General features: G+C 69.9%; 17 protein-coding genes and 2 pseudogenes. 15 read left to right on the forward strand and 4 right to left on the reverse strand.

The genetic code is table 11. The features are described from left to right. The first annotated feature begins 168 nt into the window (after nucleotides 1-168). From Q4V64_RS27680 to Q4V64_RS27710, 7 genes are all read left to right on the forward strand, one after another. On the forward strand, nucleotides 169-2205 hold the full coding sequence (locus tag Q4V64_RS27680) for a beta-L-arabinofuranosidase domain-containing protein (protein ID WP_124440491.1): 2037 nt from the start codon (nucleotides 169-171) through the stop codon (nucleotides 2203-2205). Between the two features lie 36 nt (nucleotides 2206-2241). Continuing rightward, on the forward strand, nucleotides 2242-3537 hold the full coding sequence (locus tag Q4V64_RS27685; protein ID WP_253266983.1) for a sugar ABC transporter substrate-binding protein: 1296 nt from the start codon (nucleotides 2242-2244) through the stop codon (nucleotides 3535-3537). Then, complete coding sequence (locus Q4V64_RS27690; protein WP_253266982.1) at nucleotides 3534-4469, forward strand: sugar ABC transporter permease; 936 nt, start codon at nucleotides 3534-3536, stop codon at nucleotides 4467-4469. The genes Q4V64_RS27685 and Q4V64_RS27690 overlap by 4 nt, the downstream gene beginning before the upstream one ends. A gap of 68 nt (nucleotides 4470-4537) precedes the next feature. After that, entirely contained in the window at nucleotides 4538-5452 is a 915-nt protein-coding gene (locus Q4V64_RS27695; RefSeq protein WP_253266981.1) for a carbohydrate ABC transporter permease, read from the forward strand. Nucleotides 5453-5616: 164 nt separating this feature from the next. After that, a complete protein-coding gene (locus Q4V64_RS27700) occupies nucleotides 5617-5958 on the forward strand; it encodes a hypothetical protein (protein ID WP_124440490.1) in 342 nt (113 codons plus the stop codon). Then, the gene (locus tag Q4V64_RS27705; RefSeq protein ID WP_124440489.1) at nucleotides 5955-6608 is read left to right on the forward strand and encodes a YeeE/YedE thiosulfate transporter family protein; all 654 of its coding nucleotides are present in this window, start codon (nucleotides 5955-5957) and stop codon (nucleotides 6606-6608) included. Before Q4V64_RS27700 ends, Q4V64_RS27705 begins: the two co-directional genes overlap by 4 nt. Further along, nucleotides 6608-7024, forward strand: coding sequence for a YeeE/YedE thiosulfate transporter family protein (locus Q4V64_RS27710; protein WP_124440488.1), 417 nt, complete (start codon nucleotides 6608-6610; stop codon nucleotides 7022-7024). The genes Q4V64_RS27705 and Q4V64_RS27710 overlap by 1 nt, the downstream gene beginning before the upstream one ends. Nucleotides 7025-7041: 17 nt before the next feature. On the opposite strand, the gene Q4V64_RS27715 is transcribed toward Q4V64_RS27710, so the two are convergent. Further along, nucleotides 7042-8127 (reverse strand): type II CAAX endopeptidase family protein, encoded by a 1086-nt coding sequence (locus Q4V64_RS27715; protein ID WP_124440487.1) that lies wholly within the window; start codon nucleotides 8125-8127, stop codon nucleotides 7042-7044. Nucleotides 8128-8265: 138 nt separating this feature from the next. Here Q4V64_RS27715 and Q4V64_RS27720 point away from each other — a divergent pair, with 138 nt between their 5' ends. The 3 genes and pseudogenes from Q4V64_RS27720 to Q4V64_RS55265 form a co-directional block, all read left to right on the forward strand. Next, nucleotides 8266-9915: a histidine kinase gene (locus Q4V64_RS27720; protein WP_124440486.1), complete on the forward strand. Its 1650-nt coding sequence runs from the start codon at nucleotides 8266-8268 to the stop codon at nucleotides 9913-9915. Between the two features lie 66 nt (nucleotides 9916-9981). Beyond that, nucleotides 9982-10176 (forward strand): hypothetical protein, encoded by a 195-nt coding sequence (locus Q4V64_RS27725; RefSeq protein ID WP_253266980.1) that lies wholly within the window; start codon nucleotides 9982-9984, stop codon nucleotides 10174-10176. A 64-nt stretch (nucleotides 10177-10240) separates the two neighbouring features. After that, a pseudogene (locus Q4V64_RS55265) lies at nucleotides 10241-10589 on the forward strand (PIN domain-containing protein); the annotation flags it as partial. A gap of 153 nt (nucleotides 10590-10742) precedes the next feature. On the opposite strand, the gene Q4V64_RS27730 reads toward Q4V64_RS55265, so the two are convergent. After that, nucleotides 10743-11537 (reverse strand): nucleotidyltransferase domain-containing protein, encoded by a 795-nt coding sequence (locus Q4V64_RS27730; RefSeq protein WP_124440485.1) that lies wholly within the window; start codon nucleotides 11535-11537, stop codon nucleotides 10743-10745. An 890-nt stretch (nucleotides 11538-12427) separates the two neighbouring features. Between Q4V64_RS27730 and Q4V64_RS27735 the strand changes: the two genes are divergently transcribed. The 4 genes from Q4V64_RS27735 to Q4V64_RS27750 all read left to right on the forward strand — a co-directional run bounded on the left by Q4V64_RS27735 (nucleotide 12428) and on the right by Q4V64_RS27750 (nucleotide 17184). After that, the gene (locus tag Q4V64_RS27735; RefSeq protein ID WP_303712046.1) at nucleotides 12428-13654 is read left to right on the forward strand and encodes an IS110 family transposase; all 1227 of its coding nucleotides are present in this window, start codon (nucleotides 12428-12430) and stop codon (nucleotides 13652-13654) included. A gap of 232 nt (nucleotides 13655-13886) precedes the next feature. Next, the gene (locus Q4V64_RS27740) at nucleotides 13887-15866 is read left to right on the forward strand and encodes a serine/threonine-protein kinase (RefSeq protein ID WP_124440527.1); all 1980 of its coding nucleotides are present in this window, start codon (nucleotides 13887-13889) and stop codon (nucleotides 15864-15866) included. A gap of 46 nt (nucleotides 15867-15912) precedes the next feature. Beyond that, on the forward strand, nucleotides 15913-16698 hold the full coding sequence (locus Q4V64_RS27745) for an FHA domain-containing protein (protein WP_216377620.1): 786 nt from the start codon (nucleotides 15913-15915) through the stop codon (nucleotides 16696-16698). 264 nt (nucleotides 16699-16962) lie between these two features. Continuing rightward, the gene (locus Q4V64_RS27750) at nucleotides 16963-17184 is read left to right on the forward strand and encodes a hypothetical protein (RefSeq protein WP_124440526.1); all 222 of its coding nucleotides are present in this window, start codon (nucleotides 16963-16965) and stop codon (nucleotides 17182-17184) included. An 85-nt stretch (nucleotides 17185-17269) separates the two neighbouring features. Here the strand turns inward: Q4V64_RS27750 and Q4V64_RS27755 are convergent, their stop codons facing one another. Both Q4V64_RS27755 and Q4V64_RS27760 read right to left on the reverse strand, forming a co-directional pair. Continuing rightward, complete coding sequence (locus tag Q4V64_RS27755) at nucleotides 17270-17917, reverse strand: GPP34 family phosphoprotein (RefSeq protein ID WP_124440525.1); 648 nt, start codon at nucleotides 17915-17917, stop codon at nucleotides 17270-17272. A 460-nt stretch (nucleotides 17918-18377) separates the two neighbouring features. Beyond that, nucleotides 18378-18812 (reverse strand): annotated as a pseudogene (locus Q4V64_RS27760) (DUF3533 domain-containing protein); the annotation flags it as partial. Here Q4V64_RS27760 and Q4V64_RS27765 point away from each other — a divergent pair. Next, entirely contained in the window at nucleotides 18766-18903 is a 138-nt protein-coding gene (locus Q4V64_RS27765; RefSeq protein WP_172629220.1) for a hypothetical protein, read from the forward strand. The pseudogene Q4V64_RS27760 and the gene Q4V64_RS27765 overlap by 47 nt on opposite strands. Nucleotides 18904-19090 lie beyond the last annotated feature (187 nt).

Raw genomic sequence — 19090 nt, forward strand, 5'->3', positions numbered from 1 at the left:
GGCCGCGGCCCGGGCGCCGAGGGTTCGGCCGACGCGGTCCCGCGTCCGCCGAGGGTTCGGCCGACGCGGTCCCGCGTTCGGACGCGGCGCGGCGGCGCGATGCGCGCCTCGGGTCCTGGGTCCTTATAGTTCGCATATGGGATATACCCCCCAAAGGGAAGTGCACCCATGGCCCCTTCTCACTCCGCCCCACCGACCGTACGGACCCGGCCGCCGGGCCCTGTCCGACCCAGCGACCGGGCCCGGGTCGCGCTCCGGCCGGCCGAGGCCGCCCGGATCACCGGAGGTTTCTGGCACGAGCGTCGACGTGTCAACGCCGAGGTGAGCATCCCCCAGGGGCCCGCCCTGCTGGAATCGGCCGGCAATCTGCACAATCTGAGGCTGGCCGCCGGGACCGCGGACGGCGTGTACCGGGGCGGGCTGCCCTTTCTGGACAGCGATGTGACCAAATGGCTGGAGGCGGCCTCCTGGCAGCTCGCGGACCCCGACACACCGGATCGGTCCACGCTGGCCGGGGCCGTGGACATGATGATCCGTCTGCTCGCCGAGGCCCAGCAGGACAACGGCTATCTGCAGACCTGGTACCAGGTGGCCGAGTCCGGTCCGCGTTTCGCCGAGTTGCTCTGGGGCCACGAGCTGTACTGCGCCGGCCATCTCATCCAGGCCGCCGTCGCCCATCACCGCAGCACCGGACAGCAGGCCCTGCTCACCGTCGCCCGCCGATTCGCCGACCACATCGACGACACCTTCGGCCCCGGCAAGCCGGTCGACGGCATCTGCGGGCATCCCGAGATCGAGACCGCCCTCGCGGAGCTCTACCGCGAGACCGGTGAGCGCCGCTACCTGGACCTCGCCGGATACTTCATCGACCGGCGTGGCCACGGCCTGCTGGCCGAGGACGACCCCCGCGGCCTCGCCCCCGGCCCCGACTACTGCCAGGACCACGTCCCCGTGCGGGAAGCCCGGACAGTGACCGGCCACGCCGTACGCCAGCTGTATCTGCTGGCCGGGGCCACCGATGTGGCGGCCGAGACCGGCGAGCCGGAACTGCGCGCGGCGGTGGAGCGGGTGTGGGAGGCGATGACCACCACCAAGACGTATCTCACCGGGGGTGTGGGAGCCCACCACAGGTGGGAGGAGTTCGGCGACCCCTATGAACTGCCCAACGAGCACGCGTACTGCGAGACCTGCGCGGCCATCGGCTCGATCCAGTGGAGCTGGCGGATGGCGCTGCTCACCGGTCAGGCTCGTTACTCGGACCTGATCGAGCGCACCCTCTACAACGGTTTTCTCGCCGGAGTCTCCCTGGACGGCCGAAGCTGGCTCTACGTCAACCCACTCCAGGTGCGCGACGGCCACGAGTACCACGGCGGGGACCAGGGAGCCCGCCGAGCACCCTGGTTCACCTGCGCCTGCTGTCCGCCGAACGTCATGCGGCTGCTCGCCGGCCTGCCCCACTATGTGGCCAGCACCGATGCGGGCGGCCTGCAGCTGCACCAGTACGCCGACGGAGCGTACGGCGGGTCCGTCGCCGGCGGGCGCGTCGCGGTCCGGGTGGACACCGAGTATCCCTGGCAGGGCCGGACCACGGTGACCGTCGACGAGGCGGGGCCCAGGGAGTGGACCCTCTCGCTGCGCGTGCCGCAGTGGTGCCGGGACTACACGGTCACGCCCACCCCCGGGGACACCGGGCGCGCCGAGGGGGGCGGACAGCCGGAGTGGCAGGACGGCTGGCTGCGGATCCACCGTGCCTGGCGGCCCGGCGACACGGTCGTCCTGGAACTCGGCATACGGCCGCGGCTCACAGCGGCCCACAGCAGAGTCGACGCGGTCCGCGGCTGTGTGGCCCTCGAACGCGGACCGCTCGTCTACTGCCTGGAGCAAACCGATCAGCCGGGCACCCCGCGTCTCGACGACATCCTGCTCGACACCACCGCCGCGCTGACCGTCAGACACCGCCCCGATCTGCTGGGCGGCGTCACCACCCTGGTCGGCTCCGGCCTGCTGCGCCGGCCCAGGCCCGCGAGGGGCGACTGGTGGCCGTACCGCACGGTCCATGGCAATGCGCGAGATGCCGACCGAACCCCGCGCGACATGGGGGACCGCGAGGAGGAAGCCGTCCCCGTCGAACTGACCGCCATCCCTTACTACGCCTGGGCCAACCGCGAGCAGGGCAGCATGCGCGTCTGGCTGCCCAGCTGCTGAATCCCCGCCGCCACGTCGTCTCCTTGGACGGAAGTCATGAGAAACAGAGCAACGACAGCGAGTGCGCTCCTGATGTCCGCGGCCCTACTGGTCGCAGGGTGCGGCGTCTCGGGTTCGTCCGCCTCGGCCTCGGACGGCACCATCAGCCTGTGGACCCGTGACACCCAGAAGGAATTCATCAACCTGGTCGCGGACGCCTGGAACGACAGCCATGACACCAAGGTGGAGGTGACCGTCGTCCCGGCCGCCAACTTCGTCCAGAAGCTCGCCACCACGGCCGCGACCGGCAACGCACCCGATGTCGCCTCCATCGACCTGGTGTATCTGCCGTACTTCGCCTCCACCGGAACGCTGGAGGACATCACGAAGCTGGCGGACGACCTGCCGTACAAGGACGACCTGAGCCCGTCCCACCGCGCACTCGCCACTTACAACGAACGCACCTACGCACTGCCCTTCAGCGGTGAGGCGTCGGTGCTCTTCTACAACAAGGACCTGTTCAAAGCCGCCGGCCTCGACCCGGAGCGGCCCCCGAAGAACTACGCGGAGATCATTTCCGCCGCCAACAAGATCAGCGACCTGGGTCCGGACATCCATGGATTCGCCATCGCCGGGCAGTGCGGCGGCTGCAATGTCTTCGAGTTCACCCCGCACGTCTGGGCGAGTGGCGGCGAGGTTCTCTCCGACGACGGCTCCGAGGCCCGGTTCGACTCCCAGGAGGTCACCGATGCCCTGACCTTCTACCGCCGACTGCAGGCCGACGGCACGATGCCACAGCAGTCCCGGACGGACAACGGCACCCACCAGCCCGCCGCGTTCCAGAGCGGCACGGTGGGCATGGTGCCGCTCGGCGCCTTCTACGCGCAGGTCCTCAAGAACAACTCGGACCTCGACTTCGGTGTCGCCCCCCTGCCCGGCAAGGACGGCGGCTGGTCCTCCTTCGCGGGCGGTGACGAGATGGCCGTCATGAAGAACGGCGACAACAAGGAGGGGGCGCGGGAGTTCGTCACCTGGGCCACCGGTGAACAGGCCCAGACGGTGCTCGCCGAGAACAACATCACCCCGGTGCGCACTGATCTGATCGACGAGATCTACGCCCCTCGTGACCCCCGCAACAAGCTGTTCAGCCAGGCCCTGGACAAGGGCCGCACGCCGTACAGCACCGTCGAGCACGAACTGTTCAACGACAACAACGGACCCTGGGTCCAGATGATCAACAGGGCCGTCTTCGACGGCGACATCGCCGAGGCCCAGAAACAGGGACAGGAGGCAGCCCAGGAGATCATCGACAGAGCGGCGCGGGGTACGGACTCCCGGGGCCGGAACGGATGACCTCCCCCTTCGGGCTCGAGGGTGACGCCGCACCGAGACGGAGGCCGGCCCGGGCCGGACGACACCGATGGGCGGGGGCCGCCCTGACGGCCCCCGCCCTGGCGCTGATCGCCGTCTTCTTCCACGTCCCACTGGTGATGACGCTGTGGATGTCGCTGCACGACTGGCCGCTGCTGGGAGCGCGCCGCTTCATCGGGCTGGAGAACTACCGGAACGCTCTGGGCGACGTCGCGTTCCGCGAAGCCGTGCTCTTCACCTTGGAGTACACGCTGATCACGACGCCGGTACTGCTTCTGTCGGCGTTCGCACTCGCCCTGCTGGTCCGGCCCGGGCATCGCGGTGCCCGCGTCTTCCAGGGCGTGTACTTCATGCCGGTGGTGATCGGTCTCGCCTCGGGATCCTTTCTCTGGCTGTTCATGTTCCAGTCCGGCATCGGACCCACCAGCGACCTTGCCGACCGCCTCGGCCTCGCGAGCCGCGACACCGACTGGTTCGCCGGAACGACATCCGCGCTGCTCGTGGTCATCGCCATGGTGACCTGGAAGATCGTCGGCCTGCAGATGCTTCTGCTGCTGGCAGGACTGCGGGCGATCCCGGTCGAGTTGGAGGAGGCGGCCAGGGTCGACGGGGCGGACCGGTGGCAGACCCTCCGCCACATCACCCTGCCGCTGCTGAGCCCCACACTGGCCCTGGTCCTGGTCTTCTCCGTGGCCGGCTCGCTGCTCGCCTTCGACCAGTTCTACATCATGACCGGAGGCGGACCCGCCAACTCGACCATCACGGCCGTGTACGAGATCTACCGCACGTCCTTCATCCAGTTCAGGCTCGGACTCGGCGCCGCCTTCTCCGCCCTGCTCATGATCGCTCTCGTGATGGTCAGCGCGATCCAGATGTATCTGCTCCGCTCATCCAGAGCCGGATCCGAGACCTGAGGCCTGAGACCTGAAACCTGAGACCTGAGACCTGAGACCTGAGACTCCCAAGACGGCATGAGGAACGTGTGAGTCACCAGCACAGTCCGTCGGAGACGGAAAGACGGGCGCATCCCAAGGCGGCCCCCGAGCGGCTGCCCACGACCTTCCACGGGTCGCTGCCACGGGCCGCCTGGTGGACGGTCTGCACCAGCCTGGCCGTCCTGTTCCTGTATCCGCTGTACGTCATGATCGCGCACAGTCTCAAGACGCCGAGCGAGGCAGCCGCCGCACCCCCCACCCGCTACCCGCACGATCTGTCCCTGGAGCACTACCGAACACTGGCCGGCGACGGAGGGATCGACGTCCTGGCCAACGTCGGCAACAGCCTGGTGGTATCCCTGGGCACCGCACTGGCGACGGTGGTCCTCAGCACCCTCGCGGGCTACGGCTTCGCACGGCTGCGCTTCCCCGGCAGCAACCTCCTGTTCTTCGCCGCACTCGTCACCTTCATGGTCCCCTTCCAGGCGCTCATCACCCCGCTCTACCTGCTCCTCGACCATCTGGGTCTGTTGAACTCGCTCCTCGGACTGACCCTCGTCTACACCACTTTCCAGCTCCCTTTCGGGCTGTTCCTGATGCGCAATTCCTTCGCGGCGGTCCCCCGCAGCCTTGAGGAAGCCGCACGGATCGACGGCTGCGGAACCCTTCAGACACTGGTCCGGGTGATGCTGCCGGTCACCGCACCGGGAGTCGTCGCCACCGCCTTGCTCGCCTTCTTCAGCGCCTGGAACGAGTTCTTCGCCGCGCTGATCCTCATCACCGACCAGGAGAGATTCACCTTGCCGGTCAGCCTGAGCGTGCTCGCCAGCGGTGCGCTCGGGCGCGTCGACTGGGGAGTCCTCCAGGCCGGCACCACGGTGACGATCATCCCTTGCGTGATCATCTATCTGCTTCTGCAGAAGTACTACGTCGGCGGTCTGCTCAGCACGCTGGAGAAGTGAGATCGCCCGCGCCGCGGGGCTCGTGATGCCGGGTGCCCGTTGCACGTGCCGGTTCGCCAGTGCTTGACTTCTCAAGCTCAGCGACTGTGCGACAGGCACGAACAGCTAGAACCGACGGCAACTACCCCGCGCGTACGGGCGGTTCACGTCGGAAAGGAGAAAGCGTGAGCTGCTTGCACGCGACCAGGTGTCCCCTTTTTCCCTACCTCAGGACGAGTCTGCAGGGCTGGCGCGACTACTACTGCGACAGCGAACACGAGTGGCACGACTGTGCCCGCTACCGGATGTCGCTCGCCGGTGAGCGCGTGCCGATCGCCCTGCTGCCCAACGGAAAAACGGCGCGTTACATGGAATTCACGGGTACCGCCGCGTCCCCCTCCGATCCGTCCACCCCCACCACCGCCGTTCCGCAGTCACCCGCCCCCACCGGCCGGCCCGGCTCACGAGAGCCCGGCTCCGAAGGCGTCTGGAGCCGGTTCGGCAAGTGGATGAGAGGCTCCGCATGAGTACCTACTGGCCCTGGTGGGCGGGGGCCCTCGGGCTGGCCGTGCTGACCGTCGGCTACACCCTCGCCACCGATCGGTCCTTCGGCGTCTCGGGCGCGTGGGACCGCGTGCTGCACTGGCGCCGCGAACGCGAACTCGAGCGGACGGAGGAGGAGTTCGCCGATGAACGCGCTCTCACCGCCGCGCTCGTCAAGGCCAGCGCTGACCATTTCGCCACCCTCCCGGCCGAGCCGGCTCTACCGCGTCAATCGCATGGGGAACCGTCGTCGGGCTCGCCCGTCGAACAGTCGGCGGCTGAGGACCCGGCGGTCACGCGTCAGCGCCCGGCCCCGTTGGTCACCCAGGCTGCCCTGCTGATATCGATCTTCCTCGGCGGGCTGATCGCCTCCCTCGCCTCCGGGCGGTTCCACCTCCGCCTCGACATGGGACCGGGTTTCCGGAACCTGGTCACGGCCAACCCGGTCGGCATGGTCGTCCTGCTGTTCACCGGAGGCGTGCTGGTCGGTTTCGGTACCCGACTGGCCGGTGGTTGCAGCTCCGGCCACGGGCTCAACGGCTGTGGTCGGCGCGACCCGGTCAGCATCGTTGCGACGGCGACGTTCTTCGGTACCGCCGTCGCCGTGTCGTTCCTCCTGTGGAAGGTGATCTGATGCGTACCCGGGGCGGAATCCTGCTGGCCAACATCCTCACCGGGTTGGCGCTCGGCTTCACCGTCAGCAGCATCGGCTTCGGTGACTACGCAGAACTGAACCGCATGTTCACTTTCCAGGACCCGCGGATGCTCCTGTCGTTCGGCGGAGCAGTCGTGATCATCGTGTGCGTGTTCGCTCTGCTGCGGGTCCGTCGCACCCCGGGCCGCATACACGCCGGAGTGATCCCCGGCGCAGTACTGTTCGGCACGGGCTGGGCGATCTCCGGTGGCTGCCCGGCGATCCCGATCATCCAGGTAGCCGGCGGTTACCTGCCCGCACTGGTCACGATCGTCGGCATCGTCGTCGGCATCCGGCTCTGCCGCTGGACCAGGGGCCGGTACATCCACATCGACAGCGGCTCGTGCGACCTATGAGCCCCGGCCGGAGCCGATCAAGGGGGAATTGGCAGATCTGTTCCACCCTCGCGAAGGAAAACCCCAGGTGAGGTGGCTGTGCCGGTGGAACAGATCTGCCAATCACTGAGGTCAGGAACGTGAGCAGCGGGAACCTGGAGGTATGCGCCGGGAAAGGGCAACGGTGGCGGGACCGGTGCCGGCGCGGGGACGGTGCGGGTCGGCGTGCGGCGACGCGCCGGCCAGAGGACGGCCGCCGTGTACAGGGCGATGCCGGCCAGGTCGAGGACCACGAGCTGCCAGGGAGCGTCCGCGGCGGTGTCGTCGCTCTTGAGGCCGTCGACGACGGCGGCCGAGACGCCGAAGGCCAGGAGGTTGTTCACGGCGTGCAGTCCGATGGCCGCCTCCAGCCCGCCGGTGCGTACGGTGAGCCAGCCCGCGACCACTGCCAACACGGCCAGGTCGGCGAAGCCCCACGGGGTGCCCCAGCCGTGGGCGGTGGCGAACAGGACGGCCTGGGGCACGAGCGCCCACCAAGGAGAGCGCAGGAAGGCGCCGACCGCCTGCGTGAGCCAGCCGCGGAAGACGTACTCCTCGGCGGCCGCCTGCAGCGGTACCAGGACGACCAGCATGGCGAGGGCCGGGCCGAAGACCTCCCAGCCCGCCCACCGCGACGGCGGGCCGTCGTCCGTGGGCAGCAGGAGCATGGCCCCGGTGGTCACGGCGAGGACCGGGAGGGCCGCCAGCACGCACAACCCCAGCCAGCGCCACCGCAGTCCGCCCGTCACGGACGAGACCGTGCCCGCCGGGCGGCGGCCGATCCAGCGCGCCGCGAGCAGGACGACGGGTACGGCGGAGGCGATCGCCAGCAGGTCGAGGGCGGTACCCGGGACGGGACCGAACTCGACGGTTCCGTCGGCGGCTTCGGGGTAGCCCATGGCCGTTCCCAGGGCGAAGCAGACGCCGTAGAACAGCACGCCCACGAGCACGCTCGCCACGGCCACGAACAAGGTGCCGAGCACGGGCCGCCACCATCGGTGACGTGCCGAGACGCGGGCCAGGCGGTGGTAGGGGAGCAGTTCGGGCAGGGGCGCGGGCATCGGGGCGGCGAGCGGATGCGTCATGGCGACAAGACTCCCCGCGGCGCCCGTGTCCCCACATCGGCCGCGGGCACGAACGGCGCCTCTGCCGGAGGTTAGAGAGCGACCTCCTCCCCGGGGCCGGTGCCACGCCGCCGCACCCCGCCCTACGCTCGTGCCGAGATGGAGACTGGACGCAACTGGCTGCTCCCCGCGCTGCTCGCGGCCGGACAGCTCGCCTGGCTGTGGCCCGGCGCCGGCATGGCCGGCGCGGAGGTGCCCGGGGCGGTGGCACTCGTCGCGGTCCTGGGCGCGGTGGTCGTGGAGGCGGCCGCGCTGGGCCGCCGACGGCAGGCGCCGGTCCGGGCCCTGTCCTGGTCCTTGGGCACCCTCCTGCTGGGCCAAGTGGCTTGGGAGGACGGCTACTTCGGGGTGGGTGCGCCGATCGCGCTGTATTCGGTCGCGGTCCGGTGCCCGGTGCCCGGTGCCCGTGACCGTACGCGTGGTCGCCGCGGCCGTAGGCGTCGAGTGGCTCCTGTCCATCGTCCACGTCGGGGTTCGGCCCGCGCTCGCCTCGGAGAGGCCCGACGGCAGTGGCTCAAGGGGCGGTCGCTCGCGACCCGCCGGCTGGCCCTCGCGGAGGAGGCCCGGCGGCGGGCGGGTGACACGGAACGGCGGCGGCTGGCCCGCGAACTGCACGACGTGAGCGCCCATCACCTGACGTCCGTCGTCATCACGGCCGACGCCGCGCGAAGACTCGGCGACAGCAGGCCCGAGTTGACGGCCGAGGCGCTGTCGTTCGCCGAGCGCACCGGCACCGAGACCCTGACGGCGCTGCAGCGGCTCGTCGGTCTGCTGCGCGACGTCGACCGTCCGGATCCACGTCCGATGACCGCGCGCATCGAGGAACTCATCGCCGCGTTCGGCCGGTTGGGGCGTCCGATCGATGCCGTACTCCCCGATGACCTGGCCGGTCCGGCGGCCGAGGCGGTCCACGGGATCGTCCGCGAGGCCCTGACGAACGCCCTGCGGCACGCCCCGGGCTCGGCCGCGCACGTCAGCGTCCTGCGCGGGGAGGGCGTCCTGGAACTGCGCGTCGACAACGCCGCCCCGCGCGGCTCGGCGCCGGACGGAGTCGGCGGCCTCGGATCCGGACGCGGCGTCGCGGGGATGAAGGAGCGGGCCGCGGCCGTCGGCGGGGAACTGACGGCCGGCCCCGCATCCGGCGGTGGCTGGCGGGTCCGGGCCACGCTGCCCGACGTCACCGGGCCGTGGGGTCCGCCCGAGCCCGCGGGCCGACGCGACGTCCTGCGGGAACAGCGGCTGGCCGACCCCGCGATGGTGTTCACGGCGACGCTCTTGCCCCTGGTGTTCGCCCTGGTCACCGTGGAGAAGTGGACAGGCGCGAGCCTGCGCGCCGCGGTGCCCGGCCTGCTCGTCGTGGCCGTGCTGCTGACCGCTCACGCGGTGCCGCTGCTGTGGCGGCGGCGTGCCCCGTGGCCGGCGCTCCTCGGCGTGCTGGCCACGTCGTGGCTGTGGCCGGCCGCGGTCGTCGTGGCCGAGCTGCCGTCGCGGGTGTCCCAGTTCTTCGCCGGCGGAGCGCCTGCGGAGCTGCTGGCGGTGTACGCGGTGGAGGTCTACGGCCGGGGAGCCGCCCGTACCTGGCCCGCATGGTGCGCGGCGACGCTCTCGCTCTGCGGGGTCCTCGTCGCGACGGCGGGCGCGGACGGTGAGTTGTCGTACGAGGGTCCGATGTGGCTCATCGCCGTGTTGATGTTCGTGCCGCTGGCCGTGGTGCCGAGCGGGCTGGTCAGACCGCGCGGAACGGCCTGAGCGCGGGAGCCACGGCAGCCCCTGCCCTGACCCCGCGATCTTCCCCCGCTCCCGCGCATCAAGTCGGTGCGGTCGCACCTGTCGGTGGCGGACCTGGCCCAGCCGGCCGCCCGGGGCGGGCGTGCGGCGGGGGCGTCGTCGCTGCCGGCCGGGCACGCAGCCGTGTTGGAGGTGGACCGGACGGTGAACAACCACGGGCTGGTGGGCCTGGGTGGGCGCCAGGTGCTGCCGGCGGCGGAGATCCTCGGCGGCGCCGGGTGAGCGTCCGCACCGTGGCAGCGAAGCGGGCCCGGCTCACCGGGGACGCTGCCGGAGCGGGAACAGCGTGAGCGGTGCACTGGTCCTGGACAGGGAGGGACTGGCGAAGGCCGTGCAGCGGGATCGGGGGGCACGAGTGGCTGACGGCAGCACGTGACGCGGACCTCCCGGTGGTCACCTCCGCCGCGGTGCTGGTGGAGGTGATCCATCCGAGGATCAACGATGCCGCGTTGCGGTGGACGCTCTCCCGTCTGCGCGTGGAGCCGGTGACCTAGGCTCTCGCCCAGTCCGCCGCCGCTCTGCTGCGTGCAGCCGGGCTGCATGGCCACAAGTACGCCATCGACGCCATGCTGTGCGCGACCGCGATGCAGCATTCGGGCCGGGTGACGACCCTGACCTCCGACGTCGAGGACATCCGCCTGCAGTTGGGGAGCGCCGAGCCTGCTCCGCCGAGTGCCCGGTACAGCGAGGCGACCGAGAAGGATTGGCCCGCGTTCTTGCCTACGCCGCCCCCAGTGATGCAGCCGCGCGCACCGCCTGCCAAACGGTGCGCGCGGCGGGGCAGTCGGTCAGCCCGCGTGATCGATGACGTCGTGGAGGTACTGCACGGCGAGCTTTTCGGCGTGGCGGCGGCGTTCGATCGCCGCTTCGGCGCTGTCGAGCCACCGCCGGTAGAGCTCGATGCCGGCCAGGAGAGCCTGACCGGCGTCGTGTCGGTCGTAACCGCAGAGGGTTGACTGAAGTTCGCGCGCTTCATCGGGTGCGATGGATTCGAGGTGGCGGACGCCGCGGGGTGATGCGGCCACCCGTCGAGCGGCCAGCGGACCCAGTACGGCCTCGCGCAGGTAGTTGAGGCAGCTGATGACCTCGAACAGCTCACCGCGGCCGAGTTTCGTCGCACCGTAGTGCACCCAGATCCAGAATCGGTCCTCGATCCATTGGAGGTCGAGCGACTGGGCTGCCAGCGGATGCTCCGCGAGGGAGCCGGCCAGGCTGCCGTCTCGGTCCCACAGGATGTCCGGGTCCTCAACGCGCTCGACGAAGTCGGAGGCCCGCACGAACTTGAAGTCGACATGGAGGAGGGGCGGCCCGACGAGCGTGATGATCAGGCGGGGTTCGCCGACGTGCTCTCCGGTGAACCCTGCCACAAGGGCGGCCCACGAGCCGATCAGCGCGAGACGCTCCTTCATGACCGAGTCGAACGCCTCGTCGTCGATGACCACGATCAGGTCGACATCGGAGTAGATATCGGGGTGCCCTCTCGCGATCGACCCTGCGACGGCAACACCAGCCACTCTCGGATCCTGCTGAATCCGAGGAAGCGTGTCGCCGAGGAACCGGCTGTGCAGAGAGGGGGCGTCCACGGCACTCCTTCCGGTACGAACAAAGTTTTCCAACGTACCATCACGTCCGGCCGGAGTCGCAAGAAGAGCGCGGAGCGTAAGCCCGCGGCGAAGAAGGCGCGATGACATCCGCACGATGCGGCACGGCGGTGGCACGAAGACTGCCTCGTCCCGAAGCAACGTGGGATGGTCGCCGTCCTTGGGCTGCTGCCCACGGTCAATGGAACCACCTTGGCCGTCCAACGAGGGCTTCGGTCCGATCCTGTTGTGGCGGCGGCTGCACGAGCCCCAGCCCCGTGGCGCGAGGGGGCCTGGACGCTCCTCCAGTGATTGGCAGATCTGTTCCACCGGCACGTCCACCTCACCTGTGGTTTTCCTTCGCGGGGGTGGAACAGATCTGCCAATCACCCCCGATTCCGGTCGTCGGGCTTGGGGGCACCTAGGCGCCCGGCACGATCGTTCGGTCGTCCGGAAGTTGACCGTGGTTGCCCGCCCTTACGGGCACGGATTGGGCACGGCTTCGGCCCAGGCGGTTCGGCGGCGCCGTGACGCCTCGGACCAGGAGGGTTCGGGCGGCTCGCCCCCGACGAGGCGGCAGCGGTGCGGGATGTCGCCGCGGTGGTGGGAGTCACAGGACCTGCGCCTGTCGCGTAACGCGGCACCACACCGCCTAATGGGAGCTGTCGGGTCGTAGAGACTCGGTGCCGTAGCCGCCAGCAGGTGAGCACTCACGCCGCCGGAAGTATCCGACTTCTGAGGTCAGACCGTGCCCCTGCTGGTCGGCCGGGAGGCCAGACCGTTGATGGGGTGGCGTGCCCGCCGGGCAGTGGGGCGTGAGCACTGGATCCATTAGGCCGCGTGCCGCGCCTTCCGCAGGCTGCACGAGCGAAGTACCAGACCGGGAGGGCGAGTTGCTGCTGATCGGCGATGACTGGGCCGAAGACCACCACGACGTCGAGGTCCAGGACGAGGCGGGCCGGAAACTCGCTGCGGCGAGGCTGCCCGAGGGTGTGGAGGGGATCACGAAGCTGCACGAGCTCATCGCGAGGCACGGCGGCGAGGACCTGGATTCGGCCGGGGTGGTGGTCGGGATCGAGACCGACCGCGGCTCGTGGGTGCAAGCCCTGATCGCCTGCGGCTACCAGGTCTACGCCATCAACCCCCGGCAGGCTGCCCGGTTCAAGGAGCGGTACGCCTCCTCCGGTGCCAAGAGTGACAAGGGCGACGCGCACGCGCTGGCCGACATGGTCCGCATCGACCGGGACCAGCTGCGTCCGGTGGCGGGAGACAGCGAGCAAGCTCAGGCCGTCAAGGTCGTCGCCCGCGCCCACCAGACCTTGATCTGGGAACGCACCCGCACCTTCCAGCGGCTGCGCAGCACGCTGCGCGAGTACTTCCCCGCCGCCCTGAACGCCTACGCGGATCTCACGCTGACCAGCACGGACGCGCTGGAACTGCTGATCAAGGCCCCCACCCCGCAGGCCGGGGCAAAGCTGACCCGCACCCAGATCACCGCCGTCCTGGCCCGTGCCCGCCGGCACAACCGTGACGCGAAGGCAGCCACGATCGTCACCGCGCTGCGCGAACGGCAGCTGGGCCTGCCCGAGCCGGTCACCGCCGCCTACGCGGCCACCGCCACCGCCCACGCGAAGCTGCTGATCGCCCTCAACGAGCAGATAACCGACCTGGAAAAGCAGGTGAAGGCCCATTTTCTGAAGCACCCGGACGCTGAGATCTACCTCTCGATGCCCGGCATCGCGGAGATCACCGGCGCCCGGGTGCTCGCCGAGTTCGGAGACGACCCCACCCGCTACGCGTCCGCGAAGGCCCGCAAGAACTACGCCGGCACCAGCCCGATCACCCGGGCCTCCGGCAAGAGCCACACCGTCCAGGCCCGCTACGTCCGCAACAACCGCCTCGCCGACGCGCTGCAGACCCAGGCGTTCTCCGCCCTGCGGGCATCACCCGGCGCCCGTCGCTACTACGATAAACAACGCGCCCGCGAAGCCGGCTACAACCCCGCCCTGCGGCAGCTCGGCAACCGCCTCGTCGGCATCCTCCACGGATGCCTCAAGACCCGAACCCTCTACGACGAAGCGACCGCCTGGTCACACCACGCCCACACCCCTGCCACTTGACCCCCAACGACATGGGGTGTCTGACCGGATGGGCAGAAGGCGTATGCATCATCTGTGGATGGTGTTGGCCGCCGACTACGACACCGACGCGATGCGGACCGTGAACCCGGGGCGCTGTGGGGGTTCTGGGGGAGTCCCCACGAAGTCCGGTGAAACAGATCGCTGCCAAGTGCGGGCTGAGTACACTCCGTCACCTGGCAGGGCCGTCGGCGACGGGGCGAGGGGTGGGGCGGTGCTGGTGACGCCAGAGGCCGGGGACAGGATCGCCGACCGGTATCTCTTGCAGGAGCCCGTCGGAACAGGCGGGATGGGCGTCGTCTGGCTGGCCTGGGACGAGCGGCTCGAACGACGGGTCGCGGTCAAGTGCGCGCGCCTGGACGACGATCGGGCCATGCGACGGCTCATGGGCGAGGCGCGCAACGCCGGGCGGCTGCACCACCCGAACATCGTGGGCGTCTTCGACTTCGTCGACGAGGGCGCCACCTGCTGGATCATCATGGAATACGTCCCCTCGCGCAGCCTCGCGCAGATCGTGACGGAGAGGGGCTCGCTCACGCCCGAGGAGGCCGGGTCGATCGGCTGCCAGATCGCGGCCGCGTTGGCGAAGTCCCACGACGAGGGTGTGGTGCACGGCGATGTGACGCCGGAGAACATCCTCGTCACCGAGGAAGGCGTCGCGAGACTGACCGACTTCGGGATCTCGCGAGCCCTGTGGAGTGACGTCACACAGAGCGCGACCCGCAGTGTGCGCGGCAAACCCCGCTATCTGGCCCCGGAGTTGGCCAAGGGGCAGCCCGCGGGCGAGAAGTCCGACGTGTTCTCCCTGGGCGCCTCCCTGTTCTCGGCGGTCGAGGCCCAGTCGCCGTACGGGGAGGCCGAACACCTCATGGCATATCTGGCCCGGGCCGTCGAGGGACACATCGAGCCGATGCGCCGCGCCGGCCCGTTGGAGGAGCCGCTCACCGCTCTGCTGGAGGCGGAGCCCCGGCGCCGGCCCGACGCTGCCGGGGCGCAGAAGCTGCTGACGCGCGCCGCACCCCCGCCCCCGCACATACAGGGGCAGTTGCGCGACAGCCGTATGCGGGACCTCAGCTCCCGCCCGCTCCGGCTGCCCCGACTCGTCCGCCGCCCGCAGGACTCCACGCCCTTCATGCTTCAGCCGTCACGGCCGATACGCCGACGCCGCCACCCTTGGGCGACCATGGCAGTGGCGCTGGTCGCGGCGGGCGCGATCACAGCCGGGCTCGTTCTCTTCAGCCCGTGGGCCTCGAAGGACGAGGGGGGCAAGGGTGACAAAGGTGGTCGCACCGGCGCGACCGACGCGAAACTCCGTACCCCCTCGGCCACGGCGCAGGCCGGTGCCATGGGCGACGAGCGTACGGCGGACCCCTGCGGGCTGCTCGACGCCGCCTCGCTGAGCCGCTTCGGAGGCACCGCACTGGACCCTGACTACGGGGAGATCGACCGGTGTGACGTCCTGGTGCGCAACAACAGCGGTGACGACAACGCGGACGTCCAGGTCAACCTCGACTCGGACCGGGACGACTTCGATGACATCGTGTCCACCCGCCTGGTCGGCGGCCTCACGGTCGTGACACTCGAACGTGACGGGAGAACCTGCGAACGGGCCGTACTGACCACCGACGGCAAGCAGATCCGCGTCATCGGCAAGCAGCTCGCCGAACTGTCGCCCGCCCCGTGCCCAATGGCCGACGCCGCGACCGATCACGTGGTCGGCGTGCTGGCCGAGGGCCCGGTACCCCGGCGTTCCTCGTCGCCGGCCGCGAACTCCCTTGCCCTGCTCGACACCTGCACGCTGCTCGACTCCACCGAGCTCAAGCTGCTTCCCGGCGTCAAGGCGGACAACCGGGACCGCGGCTTCGGTTCCTGGGACTGCGACTGGTCGAGCGACGACGGCAACCGCGAGGTGGAGATCCAGTTCAGCCGGGACAACTCGCTGGACGCCGACGACGGAACGCCGGTGAACGTCGCCGGCACGAAGAGCTACTTCATCGCGGACGAGGCCGAGGCCGACAGCTGCACCGTACGGACCCCGCACCGCACCTACACGGACTCGGTCGGTGACCGCACCACCGAACTTTTCCAACTGACCGTGTACGGCCCACAGCCGACCAGGCAACTGTGCGACTCCGCAACGGAGTTCGCAGCCGTCGTCGTACGGAACATCGCGAAGCGACTGCCGGAGAGGTGACATGACCGAGCGGGGAATGGCACGGAGACGGCCGGGGGAACGGGGAATGCCCGCTCCGGCTGGCCGTTTGCTGCCTGCCACCCACGGGAGCCTCGCCCGGGGCGCGTCAGCGCCGCTGCCCGGCACCCTCTTCGCGCTCGCACTGACCGGCGGCATCACGCTGGGACCCGGGGACGGGCGCGAGGTCCTGTTCGGCCGCAACCGGCCCGAGGTACACGTATGCCTCGGCGAGGACGACCCCCAGGTCAGCCGCCACCAGGGCACGCTCACCCACCGGGACGGCCGCTGGTGGGTGAGCAACGCCGGGCGCCTGCCGATCCGGTGCGCCGGTGGCCGCCTGCTGTACCGGGGCGAGCAGCCACTGCCGCTCGACACCGGCTACACGCCGCTGTTCGCCGGCGGCTCACGTGGCCGCGAGCACTTGCTGGAGGTCTTCGTCACCGGCCCCGAGGGCGAGCGGCGGCCAGTACCGCGGCACGGGGACGTCACCCGCCCGCCCCGGGTGTGGGCGCTGACCGAACAGGAGAAGCTCGCCCTCGTCGTACTCGGCCGGCGGTACCTGCTGCACGAGCCCCGGCCGCAGCCGCTGACCTGGCGGCAGACCGCCGCCGAGCTCGCGGAGTCGCAGCCGTACGCGGGCTGGACGGACAAGCGCGTCGAGCACCTGGTCAACGGTGTGCGCACACGGCTGTCCCGCGACGGGGTGCCCTGGCTGACCCGCGAGGAGCTCGGTGAGCCGGTGGGCAACGCGCTCAACGACAACCTGATCCGCGCACTGCTGGCGTCGACCACGCTCGTACCGATGGACCTGGCACTGATCGACGCCGCCTGACGCCGACAGCGTGGCCGTCGGCGGAATACGCGGTGCCGCGGTGGACATGGAACAGGGCCGCGGCGGTGGCGGCCAGGAGCACCGATTACGTGGCTGACAGAGCCGCAGTTCAGGCCCGTGTCGACCTCCATGTAGATAGCGATGGCGACGCGGCGCACTCGCTCGGGCAGGGTAGCCAGGTGAATGGTGGCGCGTTCGGCGGAGTACAGACGCTCCTGCTGCTTGCCCAGAAGACGTGCAGCACCGTAGGCAGGGAAGGGTTGGTTGCAGAAGACGAAGTCCTCGTCAGCCGCCCAACATGTCCATGGGCAGCGACGACTTCAGCTCGGTCGCTACAACGACCCCGACCCGGCGGCGTACGCCAAGAAGCTGTTCAAGGAGTTCCCCCAGTGGCCGGTGCCCGAACAGGGACGGTACGCCATCACCTCCGTCGTCGGACCGGCGCGCGGACTCCTCACATTGGTTCCCGCGACTGTCAAACACTAAATCGAAGGAGTGGATAGGTCGCCCTGTCCTGTCCGACGGGCGGACCCGGCCAGCGGGTCCGCCGGCGCTTCGGGCGGCGCCTTTCCTACAGAGCGGACGAGGCGATGACCGCGGTGAGAGCGGCGACCGTGGTGCGGATCGCGTCTCCGAGTGCCGCGGCCGTGTCTTGCCCCTCGGTGATCGCGGTCAGACGGTACTCGGGTGCCTCTTCCCCAGGGCCCTGCAGCATGACGGCCTGAAGGCCCGCGTGGTGCAGCACGGTGATCAGCGCCGCCGAGCGCTCACCGGGATCCTGGCCCTGCGCGAGGACGGCTGCCAGCCGTCCTCGCAGCGCCACGAGTTCCGACAGGCCCGTGACCGGGTACTTCACCGATCCGAAGGCGCTCAAGACCCGTCGTCCCTGCTCCCGCACCAGTCCCTTCTCCGACAGTCCCCGGTACGCCATGTCGAGTGCCTGCTCGCGTACGGCCAGCAGCCACTCGCGGAGCGTCTCCTCGGGATGGTTCTGCATGTGCTCGGCCATGGCCGCGGCCGCCGGATCCACTGGTGTCGACGCTCCATCGACGACGAGTGCGCCGTCACGCTCCGCCAGGTACCCGGAGAAGCTCAGCTCCAGCAAGGCGGCCGCCGAAACCGCCAGGGCCACCCGCAGCGGCGCTTCGCGTAGGGTGCCGGTTTCCTCGTCCAGTGCGAGCAGCACGATCTGCTCGCCGATCGTCAGGTCCTCAGTCATGGATCCCCCTCTCGAGAGAGACGGGCAACAGGAAGCTGAGGTTCCAGGCACGCGTCGGCGACGTCGGGTGATCGGGCCGGACCGGTGGCCAATTGTGCGGCCGTATTTGTAATTCACTTTCCGGTCAGAGGGCGGTTCGTGGGCTGATGACCCTTTCCGGGTAAGTGTGGGGCGCAAGCGCCGGTCGCTTGCGTGTCGGCCACTGCTTCCTGGCGAAGCTGCCGGTGTCGACCTCGATGTTCTTGGGCAGCTGGTCGTGGCCGAGCCCTTGCAGACGTCGCGGACTGGATCGATTCGGTCGACTCGTTGCAGAGGGCGGGGATGCAACGAACTGACCGACAACCGGGTCTGGGCCCGGGTTCACGGTGACGAGCTGATCGTCACCGCGGTCGGTGAGGCCGCGGGTCGGTGAAGTCGAGCGCGGGGGAGGGCGTCGGCTCGGACTCCGTAGCGGCGGCAGTCATGCCGGGTGTCGGCGTTCGTGCCGCCAGGAAGCCGCCCAGGCGAGCAGCGCGCCGCCCACCGCGTAGGCACCGAGCACCCAGAGCGCCGGCGTGGTGGCATGGCCCGAGAAGTACGCCGTGATGCGGACCAGGGTGGTACCGGCACCCGGCGGTAGAGACTGTCCGATCGCGCTCCAGAACGACGGGAGCAGCGGCGCCGGGTACACACCGCCGGAGCTCGGGTTGCCCAGCACCACGAAGAGCAGGATGACCACGCCGGTACCCAGGAGACCCAGCAGGGTCTGCAAGGCGAGCGCGGTCGCCGCCGAGGCGAGGACGATCAGGGCGCCGATACCGCTCAGCGTCCAGAAATGAGCGCCGAGTGCGTCGAACACCGGTCCTACGATGACCGCTCCGGCGATTCCCGACACGGCTGCGTACAGCACGAGGGCGGCGGGCCAGAGCGGCACGGTGCAGCGGCCCGCGGGCCAGCAGGAGGGCGAGCAACTGCTCCTCGTTGGTGCGGCGCAGACCGCGCAGTGATCCTCCGACTTCTTGACTCATAGGCTGCAAGATTACCTAATTGTTTCGAAAGTTCGTCAACACTCTTGACGCACATTTCCCCATGGCCGCAAGCTCTGGCCACCCACTCGCAGCTTCCGCAACAAGGGCGAGGGCTGTGCCCGCACACTCCGGCGGTCGGCCCCGCACGCACCACCTCCGGCTTCGG

The organism is Streptomyces sp. NL15-2K (assembly GCF_030551255.1).
Classification (GTDB): domain Bacteria; phylum Actinomycetota; class Actinomycetes; order Streptomycetales; family Streptomycetaceae; genus Streptomyces.